Here is a 15,333-nt window from a genome sequence, read left to right as displayed (position 1 = left end):
CTTTATGGCCGCCCAGAGCTGAAACCGGTTTTACGGGACTCAAAATTTTGAAAGGGCGGCATGGCTCCGCTACTTTTTCACATATGCAGCAGGATACCATAGTGATTGTGTCAGCTTTGCGCAGGTTCGGGCGGCTGTACAGTGCGCCCAGGTTTTTTGGCCTTGTTTGTCTGCTGGCTCTCCTGCCCCTGTTGAGCCTTTCACCTGCTGTCTGTTCCTGGGCCCAGACGCAACAGCAGACCGCCGCCCCCACACCCGCAGCCGCAAATCCGGACAACGCGGACGCTGCTGCCAGCGCAATCCCGAGCAAGGCTGACAGCCCCCGTGACGCCACAGCAATACTCACGGACACCGCTGAAGCTGAAGTTTCCCCCGCTGAACCGGCTGCCGCTGCTGTGCCGGACAGCACCGTCCCCGCCGCCAGCGAAGCGGCCCCTACTCCTCAGGCGGCCCCAAGCCCGGCCTCCACGCCTCAGGCATCCCCCACGACTCAAGCAGCTCCTGCGCCTCAGGTAGCCCCCAACACGGCCCCGGAGGCCCCTCCTCTGCCCCAGCCTCTTGGCTTTGTGGCGACCTGTTTTGACGGCGACACCCTCAAGCTCACGGACAGGCGCGTCGTGCGTCTGGCGGGCATTGACGCGCCAGAACTGGCCCGGGGCGACCGCAGGGGTCAGCTTTTTGCGCGCGAAGCCAGGGTCCAGCTTGCAGCGCTGGCCCAGGGCCAGCAGGTGAAGCTCCTTCAGGCGGGCGTCAAGCACCGCGACCTGTATGGCCGCATCCTGGCCGAAGTTATGCTGCCTGACGGCAGATCCCTCAATGAAATCATGGTGCGCAACGGCGCGGCCTATTTTTATCCGCACCGCGACCTGAGCCCGCAATTGCAGGAACGCCTGCGCACCCTGCAGCATGAGGCCATTGCCGAACGGCGCGGCATGTGGGGCTTTTTGCTTTCGCAGCCTGTGGCCAAAAACACCTATCTTGGCAACAAGGAGTCCCTGCGCTTCTTCCCCTCAGACTGTGCCGAAGCCCAGAGCATCCGTCCAAGAAACCGTGTCTATTTCGGCAACCTGATGGACGCCTTCATGGCTGGTTACGCCCCTGCGCGGGTTTGCCCCTTCTGGCCGGTGACGCCATGAGTGGATGGCTTGAGCAGAATGACGCCGCCCACGGGCCGCTGGCGGATCAGACGGCTCTGGTCATCTTTTCCGGCGGCCAGGATTCCGCCACCTGTCTGGCCTGGGCTTTGGAGCGTTTCGGCAAGGTCCGCACCCTTGGCTTTGATTACGGGCAGCGCCATTCCGTGGAATTGGCCTGCCGCCAGAACCTGCGACAGGGGATGGCCGCGCTGAAACCTCAATGGGAGCAGCGCCTAGGCCCCGATTGCCTGCTGGATATTGACCTTTTTCGCCAGCTGGCCAATACGGCTCTCACGTCATCAGCGCCCATTGAAGAGCAAGGCCCTGACGGCCTGCCCAACACCTTTGTGCCGGGCCGGAACCTTATTTTTATTCTGCACGCGGCCGCCTGGGCCTATGGCCTGGGCATACGCCATATGGTGCTCGGCGTGTGCCAGAGCGATTATTCCGGATACCCCGATTGCCGCGATGACAGCATCAAGGCCATGCAGGTGGCCCTGAACACGGGTATGGGCGCGAGCTACGTTTTGCACACGCCGCTCATGTGGCGCAGCAAAAAAGACGCCTGGACCCTGGCGTCCAACCTGGGCGGTTCCGCCCTGGTGGACCTGATTGTTGAGGAAAGCCATACATGCTACGCGGGCCAGCGCGGCGACCGTCACACCTGGGGCTATGGCTGCGGCCAGTGCCCGGCCTGCCGATTGCGGGCAGCGGGGCATGCCGAGTACGTAGCCGCCCGCCAGACCGAAAGTGAAAAAACATGTCCAAAAAACAGTTGAATGCCGCGCAGGGCATTGAAGCGGCCTGCATTCTTTTTGCCATCAATACGGATGTGGAAGGCATGGTTCGCCTTGCACACAGCGCCCAGTTGCCGTCCAGCTATCTTGATGGCCAGGGGGCTATCTGCTTTTGTTCAGAGTGGCGCGCCTTTACTCATGCGGTGGTCACGGCGGGCCTCATGCAGTACGCCCCCAACAGTGTGCTTATGGGCTACCTGCGCCAGACAGGCAACCTTTTGCACCATGCTGGCCAAAATCAGGCTGAGCAGCCCGGCCAGAGCGCAGACCACCCTGAAGAGTCCGGCAAACACACAAAGGACGCGGGCACGGAGCTGGAAGCCTTTGTGGATGGCCCCTTCGCCCAATACATGCCGTTGCTGGCCCAGGGGCAGCAGTCACAATGCCCTGAACTTTTCTGCCAGCGCCTTGCTGTGGAATCGGCCCGGATTCGCGGCGAGGCCACGCCTCTGGACAATCAGTCCATGGCGCGCCTGGCGGCCATCATGGCCATGCTCATCAGCGCCGTGTGGGACAAGCTGGAACAATACGAGATTCTGGCGGACTGACACGTTCGCCACATAAAAAAAGAACCGCCCGTACCAACGGGCGGTTCTTTTTTTGCCTTGCAGCATTGCAACGTTGCGACATTGCAAATGCAGATTCCCAACATTTTGTGCAGATAACTTTTTGGCGTGATGACCTTTTTCAAAGGCAACACGCTCTACCGCTGCACGAAAATGCGGCGCGCCGTAACGTGACGTGAATTCTGCCAAAAACCGTATTTGGGCAGAATGACAACATTAAAAAATATAGTGCCTTAAGACTCCGTTTCGGAACCCTCGCTCCAGCCCCGAAAACACTTTGCAGCGCCATAGAATACAATAAAGGTTTTAGGGTGGGGCGTGGGGGGAGGGACCTTTTGCATAAGGTCCCTCCCCCGCAAAACCTTTCGAAGTAAAACTGCCGCAAAAAATTCAGGCGGCCACGCGAGCAAAAACCCGCCGGCAAGGCGTCAAACGCGGCTTGAGTCGTTGCCCACAGGGTCTTGCAGGCCACGACGACGCCGCTGCTTATGAGCGGGATTGTGCGCCGTAATTGGCATGATCTGAATTGCATGAATGCACACGCTGAAAAACAGCTTGTCCACAAGTTTTAGACATCGTCGTCATTATCCAGAAATGCCCAGTGCAGCATGCGTTTGTGCATGCGCAGCCGGTATTCGGACTGTTGCGCCAGCATGGACGTTTTGCCGTTACGCATGATGTTGCTGCTCACCATGATGGCATCGGCTGGCGCTGCGCCAAGCATGACCTTGGCGTGGGGCTTTGCCTTGGCCAACAGTTCCTCGCTTACGCTCCAGTCATCATATTCTTCAGCGGTAAGACCGCCCCGGCAGCCGACCGAGATATAATTTGCGCCTGTAACAGCTTCCTCGGGCGTATCCACAAATTCGATGTTGCTTCCCAGTCGCGCCGCTTCTTCTTTGAGGGAGGTTGAGTCCACATGCGGCGGCAGGGCTATGCGCAAGTTGAAGTGGAACCACTCCGTGGCCGTCACCAGGGAATGCAGGGTGCCATTGAGGCAGCCTATCCAGGCGCAGGTGACATTGCGAAGGTCTTTGGAATTGCGGAGTATGCAGGCGATATCAGCTAGGGCGTGCGCTGGGTGCGCGTCGGGGCTGCCCGCATTGATGATCGGAAACCGCAAGGCAAGCCGGTCCGGATTCCAGGAGCTTACAGACAAGCCATACGTGTAGAGACAATCCACATAATAACTGAAGATCGGCATAAGCTGTTCACGAAAGGCAGCCAGTTCTCTCCGCCAGACAGTACGGTTGCCTTCATATACCACAGCCCCGCCCATTTGCCGCACCGCAGCCGAAACGCAAAGCCGCTCCGGCAGGGAATAGTCGGCAAATATGAGCATTGCCACACGTTCATTCATAAAATTGGTACGGGTTTTTGCGTCCGGCATGCCCATGGCCTGTTGCACAAGGAGCCAGGATGCCTTCTCGCCCAGATTCTTGAGAGTTAAAATATGTCGTGCCATAAATCCTCCGTGACGAGGGTCACATACGTTAATTCAGCCTGGTGCTAAGACTCTAACAAGGCGCCGTGCCTCTGTCCAGAAGCACGGCGCAACCATTTGACACAATACGCAAAGCCTTTGTACAAAAAACAGCCCGGCAATATGGGACCAACAGTTAATCCTGTGTCTAAAATTCACCTTGATGCTTTTTTGCACGGGTGCAGACTTGTGATTTGTACTGCTTTTCCGCTACAATGTTTTTACAACGCCATTGTGGGGCTTCTACTGTTACCAAGGACCAACGGGAGTTTTGATGAAAGCCTTTTTCTTTGACCTTGACGGAACCCTGCTCGATTCTCTTGCTGACATAGGTACCGCCTGCAACACCATACTTGAAAAACATGGCTACCCCCCTCACCCACTGTCAAGCTACAGACAGTTTGTGGGAAACGGCTTTGGCAACCTTGTGCGCAGCACCCTGCCCGCAGACGCCAGCCTTGACGAACAGGCCATGGCGCAGATGGTAGAAGAAGCCCGCCAATACTATGGACAGCATATGTGCGAGCACAGCCGCCCCTACGACGGCGTTATTGCAGCTTTGGAAACGCTGCTGGCCGCCGGGCACCCTCTGGCGGTTCTTTCCAATAAGCCTGAAGAACATACTCTGGAAATCGTACAGCACTACTTTTCTGACATTCCTTTTGCCTTGGTTCGCGGCGCCCGAAAGGACGCGCCCCTGAAACCGCATCCCCGTGCCCTTCTGGACATGATGGAATCAATGCGTATTTCTGTCCCACAAACTCTGTATGTGGGCGACAGCGATGTGGATGTGCTGACCGCACATAACGCGAGCGTGGTTTCTGTAGGCGTGGCCTGGGGATTCCGTGGCGCAGAAGAACTGCGCCGTGCCGGGGCCGATCATATTATTGACAGTCCTTCCCAACTGCCGACACTGGCGGAAGAGGAATAACGCATGAAACGTCTTATTATTCAGATTGATGAAGAAAAGTGCACCGGGTGCGGTCAGTGTATACTTGACTGCGCCGAGGGCGCGCTGGCTATTGTTGACGGCAAGGCCAAACTTATAAAAGACTCTTACTGCGATGGTCTGGGCGCCTGCCTGAACTGTCCCGAGGGCGCTTTACAGCTTATTGAGCGTGAGGCGGAAGATTTTGATGAAGAAGAGGCCCTTGCCGCCAAGGCTGAACGCGACGGGCTGGCAGGCAAGCCTGCCGGGCATGGCCAGCACGGGCTTTCACACGACATGCCGCATAAAACCGGCGGTTGCCCCGGAAGTATGGCGCGGGCCCTCAAACCGTTAAGCCCCGCTGCTGTGGCCGCCAATCCCGGCCTTGCCACAGACCTGCCCTCGTGGCCCATACAGTTGCGCCTTGTGCCGCCCACTGCCGCCTTTCTCAAGGGCGCGCATGTGCTGCTGGCCGCCCACTGCGCCGGTTTTGCCCTGCCTAGCCTGCACAAGGACTGGATAGCGGGCCGCATTCCCATCATTGCTTGCCCAAAACTCGAAGACAACGCGGCCTTGCTGGAAAAACTCACGGCCATTATAAAGTCTGGGCAGATAGCCAGGCTCACGGTGTTGCGCATGAGCGTACCTTGCTGTGGCGGGCTTGAGCGATTGGTGCAGCAAGCCATGAAGGATGCGCAAAGCGATATTCCTGTGGAGTGCCATATAATTGCGGTGTAACATGAACAGTGACCCTCTTACTGTCTGTACAAACAAATAGCCTTTATAGCGTCTTGACAAAACATATCAAATCGCTATGTTTTAGCCAGGGTCCCCGCAAGAGCAAAAAAGCGGGGACCCGACGCTAGGCATGAACACGGCTCGGCAAGAAAATCACTGCCTTCGTATTAACTTCAGGGTCAAGGAAGAGGCCATGCCCATCAAGATTCCCGCGGATTTACCCGCCTGCGCAGATCTCGAAAACGAAAACATCTTCGTCATGACCGAAGACCGCGCCGTGGCGCAGGACATCCGCCCGCTGGAAATAGCCATCGTCAATCTGATGCCCACCAAGATTGCTACAGAAACGCAGATGCTGCGGCTTTTGAGCAACTCGCCTCTTCAGGTCAATATTACACTGTTGCGCACAGAGGCCCACGAATCCAAGAACACCCCGGCCCAGCATCTCGAACGTTTTTACAAAACGTTCAGCGAAATACGACATGGCAGCTTTGACGGCATGATTGTGACCGGCGCGCCAGTGGAACACCTGCCTTTTGAGGATGTGGACTACTGGCATGAGCTGCTTGACATCATGAACTATGCCTCCAGCCACGTGTATTCGACCCTGTACATCTGCTGGGCGGCTCAGGCTGCCTTGTACCATTTTTACGGCATCCCCAAGTTCAATCTGCCGCGCAAACTTTCAGGCATTTATAACCACGACATACTGCATCCGGGCTGCCGTCTTTTCAGGGGATTTGACGATACCTTTACCGCGCCGCATTCACGCAATACCGAAGTGCGGGCGCAGAACATCCTTGAAGAACCACGCCTGCGCCTTTTGGCCCAGTCGGATGAAGCGGGAGTCACCCTTGCGGAACGCACGGACCACTCGCAAGTTTTCATGACCGGACATCTGGAGTATGATCGTGGAACACTTGACGCCGAGTATCGCCGCGATGTTGACAGGGGCCTCAACCCCGGTGTGCCGCAGCACTACTACCCCAATGACGACGCTTCTGCCATGCCGCACATGAACTGGCGGGCTCACGCGCACCTTTTTTATTGTAACTGGCTCAACTATTACGTGTATCAGGAAACTCCGTTCAGCCTTACAGCTATTGCCCAGAACCGCGAATCGCGGTTCATGTGATACCTAAACCGCCCGCTTGCCGGAGACGAGGAGCCTATGCGATTTTCTACCAGAACCCGTTACGGACTGCGCTTTCTTTTGCGGCTGGCAGCCCAACCCCAGGGCAACCTTTTGCAACTGGGGCAAGTAGCCCGCGAGGAGAACATTTCTTCGGGCTACCTGGAGCAGATTGTACGGGCATTACGCCCCATGGGCATACTGCGGGCGGTACGCGGTTCCGGCGGCGGCTACGCCCTGGCCAAAGCTCCGGCTGACATTAATATGGAAGAAGTTTTTCAGCACCTTGAAGGCGAAATATCTCCAGTGCGCTGCCTGGGCAAGGGACGTCCCTGCCAACGGGAAAAACACTGCTCCACGCGCAGCTTCTGGAGTGACCTGGACGCACACATCCGCAGCTTTTTGCAACAGCGAACGCTGCAAGAAATCATAGACACAGAGAAACACTCCGCGTCGGGAGGTAATTATGTGGAATTACACTGAAGCCGTACATGACCATTTTCTGCGCCCCCACAACGTGGGCCCGCTGGAAGGGGCCAACGCCATCGGCGAAGTAGGTAGTCTGGCCTGCGGCGACGCTCTCAAGCTCTATCTCAAGATCAACGATCAGGGCATAATCGAGGACGCAACCTTTGAAACCTTTGGTTGCGCCAGCGCCATTGCCTCCAGTTCCGTACTTACTGACATGATCAAGGGCATGTCTGTGGAAGATGCGCTCAAGATCAGCAATAAGGATATTGCCAATGCTCTTGGCGGGTTGCCCAAGCAAAAGATGCACTGCTCCGTCATGGGGCAGGAAGCGCTGGAGGCCGCCATCCGGCAGTGGAAGGGCGAACCCCCTGTGCCGCACGCCCATGAAGAAGGCAAGCTTGTCTGTAAGTGTTTCGGCGTGACCGATGCCCAGATCATCCGCGCCATCCGCGAAAACGGGCTCAAGACCGTTGAAGAGGTTACAAACTACACCAAGGCTGGCGGCGCATGCGGCGAATGCCTGGATGAAATCGGCGAGATTCTCGCGGCCGAACTCAAGCAGAAGCCCCTGGTGGAATTGAAGCCCAAGCCGCGGATGACCAATGTGCAGCGCATGCAACTGGTGCTCAAGACCATTGAAGAAGAAATCAAGCCTCTGCTTGCGGCCGACGGCGGCGACATTGAACTGGTGGACGTGGACGGCATGCGCGTGGTGGTCTCGCTGCGCGGACGCTGCGCTCAATGCCGCTCCAGCGATGTGACCATCCGCGACCTGGTGCAGCGCCTTTTGCGTGAAAATGTGGAACCCGACCTAGTGGTTGAGGAGGCATAAGGCCATGAGAACCATCTATCTGGACAACAATGCCACTACGGCGGTGGCGCCCGAAGTTCGGGACGCCATGCTGCCCTACCTTACTGACCTCTATGGCAATCCCTCCAGCATGCACACCTTTGGCGGGCAGGTAGCCGACGCCGTGGACGCCGCCCGGGAAAGCCTGGCCAACCTTCTGGGAGCCAGCGCGGACGAAATCCTGTTCACCTCCTGCGGCTCTGAAAGCGACAACTCCGCCATCTGGACGGCCATTCAAACCCAGCCTGAAAAACGCCACCTCATCACCACCCGCGTGGAACATCCTGCCGTGCTCAACGTCATGCAGCACTGGGAGCGTCACGGCTATCACGTCACCTATCTTGCCGTTGACAACAAGGGCAGACTTGATATGAACGAGTACGCACAGGCCCTGTCTGAAGACACGGCGCTTGTGTCCATCATGTTTGCCAACAACGAAGTGGGCAATATCTACCCCATCCAGCGCATGGCCGAGATGGCCCGCGAAAAGGGCGTACTTTTTCATACCGACGCGGTGCAGGCTGTGGGCAAGACCCCCATTGACCTCAGTCATCTGCCCGCAGACATGCTCTCGCTTTCCGGGCACAAGCTGCACGCGCCCAAGGGCATAGGCGCCCTGTACATCCGCAAGGGCGTGCGCTTCCGCCCCTTCCTGCGCGGCGGGCATCAGGAAAGGGGACGCCGGGCCGGCACGGAAAACGTGCCCTACATCGTGGGCATGGGCGTTGCCGCGCAACTGGCGCTGGACCATATGCAGGAAGAGCGCGTGCAGGTGGCCATGCTGCGCGACAAACTGGAAGCAGGCCTTCTTGAGCGCATCCCCGACTGCATGGTCAATGGCGATGTGGAAAACCGCCTGCCCAACACCTCCAACATTTCCTTCAAGAATGTTGAGGGCGAGGCCATCCTGCTCATGCTCGACAGGCTGGGCATCTGTGCCAGTTCCGGATCTGCCTGCACGTCCGGCAGTCTGGAACCTTCACATGTGCTTCGCGCCATGGGCGTTCCCTTCAACTACGCGCACGGCTCAATCCGTCTCTCCCTGTCGCGCTACACCACTGAAGACGATGTTAATTTTGTGATTGAGCATTTCCCGCAGGTCATTGAAACTCTCAGAGCCATTTCACCATTCAAGAACTAGAGCGCGTTACACTGAAATTGCTCTGTAGATTATATTGCAAGATGCCCGCCGTACTTGTTGGCTCGGGCAAGCGCCGTAACAGGCGAGCCAAAACCGTTGAGAATGCACAATCTCAATGGTAACCTGCCAAGACTGTACCCGCCGGATTCGTCCGGCCGGTTTCTTTCCACTCCCCGCCGTGGCCAGTGAGGTTTCATCGGTCACGGCGGGCAGTCCCAAAGCCCAAGCCTGGAACAACAGGGCATTCCGGCCGCTATGCTAGGGGCTGGCTGCTTTTTGAACCATTGCCAGAAAGGCCTTCTGGAAGTTCGTCCGCAGCCAAAAACCGCTATGACTCAAGGATAGAGCATGCCCGCTTTCTTTATTCTTTTAGCTGCTTCGCCAGCCATCAGCGTACTGGGGCTGCTCCTCTCCCCGCCACTGTCATTTGTCGCGGGTATGGCTGGGCTTGTCTGCGGCTTTGGCGGGCTTTTTCTTCTTTACCGAGACCTGCTCAAACCTTTTAAAAACATTTGCAGCAGCCTCAGGAAACCCGGCACGCTTCACCTTCCGCATGCCTCTGATTGTGGGTCCTTATGCCACATGGCCGAACTTATGGCCGCACACGGCGAAGCTCATACCCGTGAGCTCGCGTCCGCCCGGCGTGACCTGGACAAAATGCGGCAGGATGCCGCCGAATGCCATGAAAAATACACCCTCGCCATGTCAGGTCAGGCCATGACCAAGGACAGCCTGCACGAGGCCGCGCGCAAACTGCGCGTGCTGGCGGCCGATCAGGCAGAACAGGAACGCAAGCTTGCCGGTATTTGCCCGGGACTTGCGGAAACGGCTTTTTTTGGTGGGCTCACCACCCAATGGCTGGACAAGGTGGCGGCAGAGCTGGAATATTGCGAAAACTACCTGGCCCAGATGAACGCCTTTCTTGGTGATACGCCTGCCGCCTCCATTCAGACGAAAACTGCGCAGGAAGAAGAGTTCTTTCAATGGACGCCCAGCTATTCCACCGGGGTGCCCGTTATTGACGGCCAACACAAGCTGCTGCTTTCATACGTAAACAGGCTGCATAATGGCCTTCGGCAAGGCCGTGATTCCGCCCTTCTTCTGGAAATTCTCGATTCACTGGCTGGCTACGCCTTTACCCACTTTACTACTGAAGAAATTTTCTTTGCCTACTCCGACTATCCTTGCAGCAAGGAACATATTGAGGAGCATCAGGCATTTAAAAATAAACTTGTGCTCTTTCGTGAAGCATTGCTGCAAGGCAAGGCTGATGTGGACCAAGCCCTGCTGGAATTTTTAAAAACATGGCTCATTGAGCATATTCAGGGCATGGATGTGTCCTTTGCACCTTACGTGGCGCAGCATCACGGCATCACGCTGAAAAGGGACAACAGCGCAACAGAGGACAAGAACTGAACATTGGCGCGCCTGCCGGTTCATCTGGATCATTCAGCACTTGAAATGCTCGCGTATGCCAGGCAAAAGGCCAACTCGAATTTCGCGGCAAGTATTTCAGAAAAATCCTTGTAAGGCAGTTAACGCATTTCATTGGTAAACTGCTCATAAAAAACCATGAATAAAGCCCGCCATTGGCGGGCTTTATTCATGGTCAAAACATGAAACCGAAAAACTATGCTACTGCGGAGGATCTTCCGACCTTTCAAGCTCCGCCGCAATGTTTTCACGGTCTTTTTTGCTCAAAAGACGCTGATTGCCGCTTCCTCTGAAAAGCAGCTCCAGATCGCGCAGCTCTTCCATATAAGGGCCGTCAATCAAGAGGTCTGTTAGATCCAGCAGGCGTGCGGTCCAGGCGTCATCCTGAGCGCGCCGCCACAATTCCTCAAAGGTATACCCCGTGTAGGTAATCACGGTCTTGCCCTTGCCGCGCACCCCCTGTGCCACTGAGCACAAGGGGGCCGCCTGGGCAAATGGTTCGCCTCCGGAAAGGGTCACCCCCGCTAGCAGGGGATTTTCGTCAAACTGCCTGAGCGCCTCTTCTACTGTAAAAAGAAAGCCGCCCTCAAAGCTGTGTGTCTGCGGATTGTGGCACCCCTTGCAGCGGTGCGGACAACCCTGGGTAAACAGAACGTATCGCAACCCCGGCCCGTCAACTATGGATTCCTCCACAATGCCGGACAGGCGCATGGGCTGCAAAGACGCATCATTAGGCATGCTTGACCCTGTCACGTTCCTCAGCCCGTTTGGCATTGTTAAAACGGTCCAGCGTACCCACAAGATAGCCGGTGATGCGGCGGGTGCGTTCAAAAGTCATGCCCTGACCCACAAGCTTCTGCGCGGGCTTCACTTCGTCAAACAAACGCGATTTCATCAACATAGACTTTCTCCTTGCACGTAATAAATAATAAGTATGAGGTTCAGGCGGGCCGCCGGGGCGGCCGCCATAACAGCAAACAACATGAACTTTTCAGCTTTGAGAGCATGCGCTCTCAAAATTTTTCCACCGCGCTCCGGCAAAGGAATTCCAGTAGCGGACGCTCACACGCGCAGTCGCCGGAGCTTTCAGGGCGAATAGCCCTAGCTCCATTTGGGAATATGGGGATACTTTTTGCGCAGCTCGTCAAGAAGCTCGGGGCTGACGCCCTCGCCTTCCTTGCGGCCGCACCGTGGGCAGCAGTCATTGATGACGCCCACATATCCGCACAGAGGGTCACGATCAAGCGGATGGTTGACCGATCCATAACCTACACCCTGATCGTGCATGAAGCGGATAATGCTTTCAAAGGCTTCTGGATTCTTGCAGGTATCGCCATCAAGCTCCACATAGGTAATATGCCCCGCGTTGGTCAGCGCATGGTACGGGGCCTCAATCTCGATTTTTCTGAATGCCTTGATATGGCAGTACACGGGCACATGGAAGGAATTGGTATAGTAATCCTTGTCCGTAATGCCGGGAATGCTGCCGAACTTGGCCTTATCCAGAGAGACAAAGCGGCCGCTGAGGCTTTCCGCCGGGGTGGCGATGAGCGAGAAGTTCAGGCCGACCTTTTCCGACTCTTCATCGCAGCGCTTGCGCATATGGCCGACGATCTCAAGGCCGAGCTTCTGGGATTCTTCACTTTCGCCATGGTGCTTGCCAAGCAGGGATATGAGGGCTTCAGCCACGCCGATGAAACCCATGCTGAGCGTGCCGTGCTTCAGGACTTCTTCAATACTGTCGTCCCAGTCCAGCTTTTCGGAATCAAGCCAGATTCCCTCGCCCATGAGGAAGGGATAGTTGCGCACCTTTTTGGAGCTCTGAATTTTGAGTCTGTGCATAAGCTGGCGAAAAACAAGATCAATTCTGTCGTCCAGCAGGGCAAAGAATTTTTTGACGTCGCCGTTGGCCTCAAGGCCCAACCGGGGAAGATTGATCGAGGTAAAGCTCAGGTTGCCGCGTCCGCAGGTCACTTGCCTGTCCTTGTCATACACGTTGCCGAGAACCCGCGTGCGGCAGCCCATATAGGCCACTTCGGTGTTGTAGTCGCCCGGCGTGTAGTACTGCAGGTTGAACGGAGCATCCAGAAAACTGAAATTCGGGAACAGCCGCATGGCTGAAACATCAATGGCCAATTGAAAAAGGTCGTAGTTGGGATCTTCTTTGTTGTAATTGACCCCGGACTTTACCTTGAAAATCTGCACGGGAAAGATGGATGTCTCCCCGTTGCCGAGCCCAGCCTTGGTGGCCTTGAGCAGATTCTTGCTCACCATGCGCCCTTCGGCGGAGATGTCAGTGCCATAGTTGATGGAACTGAAGGGCACCTGAGCCCCTGCACGCGAGTTCATTGTGTTCAGGTTATGGATAAGAGCTTCCATGGCCTGATAGGTGCGGCGCTCGGTATATTTCAGGGCTTCATCGGCGGCATAGGCATGAGCATCGCCCACCATGGCCTTCTGTTCCGCAGAAGCAGCCTGAGTAAGCTTGCGGCCAAATTCTTCCATATTGCCAAGGCGCGGGCAGAGGTCAACGCTGGCCAGCAATTTTTCAGTAAAATCCGCAGCTTCCTGGGCTTCCATACGCATGGCAATGCGCACAAAAGAGATGAAGGCCCTTTTGTATTCCTGCCGATACGTCTTGATGACGCCTTCTGCCATGGCGAAGTCGAAATGCGGCACACTCTGACCGCCGTGCATTTCATTCTGGTTGGCCTGAATGGCTATGCAGGCCAGGGCCGAATAGCTTTCAATGGCGTTGGGTTCGCGCAAATACCCGTGTCCTGTGGAAAAACCGTTTTTAAACAGCGGGATAAGATCTATCTGGCAGCACGTTTCCGTGAGCATGTAGAAATCTTTGTCATGAATATGGATGTCGCCATTGATATGCGCGGCCGAGGCATCCTTGGGCAGAATATAGTTGTCGATGAAGTACTTGGAACCTTCGGACCCGTACTTGAGCATGGTGCCCATGGCGGTATCGCCGTCAATATTGGCGTTTTCACGTTTGATGTCTTCGTGAATGGCCGGGGAATACGTAAGTTTTTTATAGATATCCATGAGATACGATTCCGCGTTGCGGATTTTCGTATGCTCGGCGCGGTACAGGATGTAGGCCTTGGCGGTCTTGGCGTAGTCGTACTGGATCAGCGTTTCTTCAACAAGATCCTGAATTTCCTCAACGTGCTTGAGGCCTCGGGCATCCAGTTTTTTGCACACTTTTTCAGTGACAAACAAAAGGTCTGTAGGGGACATATCCTCACCGCCAACGGCCTGGTTGGCCTTGGTAATGGCGTTGAGAATCTTGACTGAATCAAAAGGCACTGCCGTGCCATCGCGCTTGGTGATGCTGGCGGGCATGGAGAAAGACTCCCATAAGAGCTGTGAAAAACAACTGTGAAAAAGTTCGTTCGCAAAACAAACGAAGGGGACACCGGTAACGTATGGGGCGGTAAGTAAACCCAGGGGCAAGCCTGTAGCCGGGAACAGGTCGCTCCCGCAAAGGATTGGCCGGCAAAGGCCCCGTGCCGACAATCCGTATCTGGCTGTATGAGGGGTATATCCGACAGCCGTTGAGTATTGTTGAAAGCAGGTCTTCCGGCTTGCCGACCGCCTTTCGGCCTTCCCAGGGCATTGCCCCAGTGGCGCATGAAGAAAGGCGGCGTTTGTGCGGCTTACGGCGGCGGGTCCGCTCCCGTTTTTCACGGGATTCTCTATTAAGCCCATAGGGCGCTTTCAATGTCTAGAAAATCTCAAAAGAACTGCATCATGTCAATCGGGGTAAGCAAAAAAGACTTCCTAGTCTCGTGGGAACAGTTCAGTTTTTAATGATAAATTTTATTACAAAGCGTTCTCTCAAGTCCAAAAAAAGGCCGCAAAAAAGTACTGGGCGCGAGCTATACCCTGCCCGAAAACTACACTGCCGGAACCGCCATTGAAAGTTCCGCAGCCTTATATATTTGGCTGATGACTCCCTTGGTGCGAGCTACAATCTAGCGCACTGCCCTGATGATTTCAAGACTGATCAAACCCTTGGCAACTGCGGCTTTGCAGAATCGGCCTCTGGAAAACCGCACCATTTGCCATTTTTACCGGGGCATATTTTTTTAAGAAATATTACCAAGAAGCGACATCTTGAAGCTAAATATTAAATAAATTCAGCTTAGTGAATATAATTAAAAGATAAAAAAGATCATGCTCTGGCCATGCAAACAAGGACATTCCCGATGTACCAGGAGGCCTGCCCTCCTCTCCCGCTCCGTGCCCGCAGGGCACTCGTCCCCCTGAAGGAGAACGCCCTTATGCCTGCCACGACCAGCCCCGGTGAGCCCCCCCGGACGTGGCCTCATGCCCGCCCTTGCATGAGAAGGCCCATGTATCTCTCCAAAACCCATGTCCGGGCGTCCCTCCCCCGTTTTGCGCAAAAAAGGGCCGTGGCTCTGAAGCAAACAGGGGCATGCCCTGGTCATGGCGCGCGCCTCTGCTCGGACAGCGAACATCTCATACCACAGCGAGCTTCATAAAGTCAGCTGTGATGCCAGAAAGACGCTGCCTCTGCCCCTTTCAGATCAGAAAATCCGGTTCGCCCTACTAACATACAATAAGAGTTTTAGGGGGTGGGGGCGTGGGGGAGGGACCCTTTTGCAAAAGGGTCCCTCCC

The 15,333-nt window shown here is 55.8% G+C and carries 14 protein-coding genes and 1 riboswitch; of the genes, 10 read left to right on the top strand and 4 right to left on the bottom strand.

Annotation, left to right across the window (positions count from 1 at the left end; all coding sequences use genetic code 11):
- The first annotated feature begins 83 nt into the window (after nt 1-83).
- From BCS36_RS12710 to BCS36_RS12700, 3 genes are read left to right on the top strand one after another with little or no spacing between them, the layout of a single operon-like run.
- Nucleotides 84-1,136, top strand: coding sequence for a thermonuclease family protein (locus BCS36_RS12710; protein ID WP_291303247.1), 1,053 nt, complete (start codon nt 84-86; stop codon nt 1,134-1,136).
- Nucleotides 1,133-1,915, top strand: coding sequence for a 7-cyano-7-deazaguanine synthase QueC (gene queC / locus BCS36_RS12705; RefSeq protein ID WP_291303246.1), 783 nt, complete (start codon nt 1,133-1,135; stop codon nt 1,913-1,915). Before BCS36_RS12710 ends, queC begins: the two co-directional genes overlap by 4 nt.
- Nucleotides 1,897-2,481, top strand: a complete 585-nt coding sequence (locus BCS36_RS12700; protein WP_291303245.1) for a serine/threonine protein kinase — start codon at nt 1,897-1,899, stop codon at nt 2,479-2,481. The genes queC and BCS36_RS12700 overlap by 19 nt, the downstream gene beginning before the upstream one ends.
- A gap of 586 nt (nt 2,482-3,067) precedes the next feature.
- On the opposite strand, the gene BCS36_RS12695 is transcribed toward BCS36_RS12700, so the two are convergent.
- Nucleotides 3,068-3,964, bottom strand: a complete 897-nt coding sequence (locus BCS36_RS12695) for an ornithine carbamoyltransferase (protein WP_291303244.1) — start codon at nt 3,962-3,964, stop codon at nt 3,068-3,070.
- Between the two features lie 292 nt (nt 3,965-4,256).
- On the opposite strand from BCS36_RS12695, the gene BCS36_RS12690 reads away from it, so the two are divergent.
- The 7 genes from BCS36_RS12690 (at nt 4,257) to BCS36_RS12660 (ending at nt 10,658) form a co-directional block, all read left to right on the top strand.
- Entirely contained in the window at nt 4,257-4,913 is a 657-nt protein-coding gene (locus tag BCS36_RS12690) for an HAD family hydrolase (protein WP_291303243.1), read from the top strand.
- 3 nt (nt 4,914-4,916) lie between these two features.
- Nucleotides 4,917-5,648: an ATP-binding protein gene (locus BCS36_RS12685; RefSeq protein WP_291303242.1), complete on the top strand. Its 732-nt coding sequence runs from the start codon at nt 4,917-4,919 to the stop codon at nt 5,646-5,648.
- Nucleotides 5,649-5,841: 193 nt separating this feature from the next.
- Nucleotides 5,842-6,783, top strand: coding sequence for a homoserine O-succinyltransferase (metA, locus tag BCS36_RS12680; RefSeq protein ID WP_291303241.1), 942 nt, complete (start codon nt 5,842-5,844; stop codon nt 6,781-6,783).
- A 36-nt stretch (nt 6,784-6,819) separates the two neighbouring features.
- The gene (locus BCS36_RS12675; protein WP_291303240.1) at nt 6,820-7,263 is read left to right on the top strand and encodes an Rrf2 family transcriptional regulator; all 444 of its coding nucleotides are present in this window, start codon (nt 6,820-6,822) and stop codon (nt 7,261-7,263) included.
- Nucleotides 7,247-8,083: a Fe-S cluster assembly protein NifU gene (nifU, locus tag BCS36_RS12670; RefSeq protein WP_291303239.1), complete on the top strand. Its 837-nt coding sequence runs from the start codon at nt 7,247-7,249 to the stop codon at nt 8,081-8,083. Before BCS36_RS12675 ends, nifU begins: the two co-directional genes overlap by 17 nt.
- Nucleotides 8,084-8,087: 4 nt before the next feature.
- A complete protein-coding gene (nifS, locus tag BCS36_RS12665) occupies nt 8,088-9,242 on the top strand; it encodes a cysteine desulfurase NifS (RefSeq protein WP_291303238.1) in 1,155 nt (384 codons plus the stop codon).
- Nucleotides 9,243-9,824: 582 nt separating this feature from the next.
- Nucleotides 9,825-10,658 (top strand): bacteriohemerythrin, encoded by an 834-nt coding sequence (locus BCS36_RS12660; RefSeq protein ID WP_291303237.1) that lies wholly within the window; start codon nt 9,825-9,827, stop codon nt 10,656-10,658.
- A 219-nt stretch (nt 10,659-10,877) separates the two neighbouring features.
- Here the strand turns inward: BCS36_RS12660 and nrdG are convergent, their stop codons facing one another.
- The 3 genes from nrdG to BCS36_RS12645 all read right to left on the bottom strand — a co-directional run bounded on the left by nrdG (nt 10,878) and on the right by BCS36_RS12645 (nt 14,033).
- Complete coding sequence (nrdG, locus tag BCS36_RS12655; protein ID WP_291303236.1) at nt 10,878-11,414, bottom strand: anaerobic ribonucleoside-triphosphate reductase activating protein; 537 nt, start codon at nt 11,412-11,414, stop codon at nt 10,878-10,880.
- Nucleotides 11,407-11,571, bottom strand: a complete 165-nt coding sequence (nrdD, locus tag BCS36_RS12650; protein WP_246388002.1) for an anaerobic ribonucleoside-triphosphate reductase — start codon at nt 11,569-11,571, stop codon at nt 11,407-11,409. The genes nrdG and nrdD overlap by 8 nt, the downstream gene beginning before the upstream one ends.
- A 206-nt stretch (nt 11,572-11,777) precedes the next feature.
- On the bottom strand, nt 11,778-14,033 hold the full coding sequence (locus tag BCS36_RS12645; protein ID WP_291303235.1) for an anaerobic ribonucleoside triphosphate reductase: 2,256 nt from the start codon (nt 14,031-14,033) through the stop codon (nt 11,778-11,780).
- Nucleotides 14,034-14,242: 209 nt separating this feature from the next.
- Nucleotides 14,243-14,425, bottom strand: a riboswitch (cobalamin riboswitch).
- Nucleotides 14,426-15,333: the final 908 nt, after the last annotated feature.

This window comes from Desulfovibrio sp. MES5 (assembly GCF_002237645.1).
Lineage (GTDB): Bacteria > Desulfobacterota > Desulfovibrionia > Desulfovibrionales > Desulfovibrionaceae > Desulfovibrio.
The sequence above is the reverse complement of the archived record's forward strand: the minus strand, read 5'-3'. Positions and strand labels throughout refer to the sequence as shown.

Excerpts from the sequence above, each read along its gene's own strand:
- BCS36_RS12710 (WP_291303247.1), top strand. The coding sequence starts at position 84 with ATGCAGCAGGATACCATAGTGATTGTGTCAGCTTTGCGCAGGTTCGGG.
- queC (WP_291303246.1), top strand. The coding sequence starts at position 1,133 with ATGAGTGGATGGCTTGAGCAGAATGACGCCGCCCACGGGCCGCTGGCG.
- BCS36_RS12700 (WP_291303245.1), top strand. The coding sequence starts at position 1,897 with ATGTCCAAAAAACAGTTGAATGCCGCGCAGGGCATTGAAGCGGCCTGC.
- BCS36_RS12695 (WP_291303244.1), bottom strand. The coding sequence starts at position 3,964 with ATGGCACGACATATTTTAACTCTCAAGAATCTGGGCGAGAAGGCATCC.
- BCS36_RS12690 (WP_291303243.1), top strand. The coding sequence starts at position 4,257 with ATGAAAGCCTTTTTCTTTGACCTTGACGGAACCCTGCTCGATTCTCTT.
- BCS36_RS12685 (WP_291303242.1), top strand. The coding sequence starts at position 4,917 with ATGAAACGTCTTATTATTCAGATTGATGAAGAAAAGTGCACCGGGTGC.
- metA (WP_291303241.1), top strand. The coding sequence starts at position 5,842 with ATGCCCATCAAGATTCCCGCGGATTTACCCGCCTGCGCAGATCTCGAA.
- BCS36_RS12675 (WP_291303240.1), top strand. The coding sequence starts at position 6,820 with ATGCGATTTTCTACCAGAACCCGTTACGGACTGCGCTTTCTTTTGCGG.
- nifU (WP_291303239.1), top strand. The coding sequence starts at position 7,247 with ATGTGGAATTACACTGAAGCCGTACATGACCATTTTCTGCGCCCCCAC.
- nifS (WP_291303238.1), top strand. The coding sequence starts at position 8,088 with ATGAGAACCATCTATCTGGACAACAATGCCACTACGGCGGTGGCGCCC.
- BCS36_RS12660 (WP_291303237.1), top strand. The coding sequence starts at position 9,825 with ATGGCCGAACTTATGGCCGCACACGGCGAAGCTCATACCCGTGAGCTC.
- nrdG (WP_291303236.1), bottom strand. The coding sequence starts at position 11,414 with ATGCCTAATGATGCGTCTTTGCAGCCCATGCGCCTGTCCGGCATTGTG.
- nrdD (WP_246388002.1), bottom strand. The coding sequence starts at position 11,571 with ATGAAATCGCGTTTGTTTGACGAAGTGAAGCCCGCGCAGAAGCTTGTG.
- BCS36_RS12645 (WP_291303235.1), bottom strand. The coding sequence starts at position 14,033 with ATGCCCGCCAGCATCACCAAGCGCGATGGCACGGCAGTGCCTTTTGAT.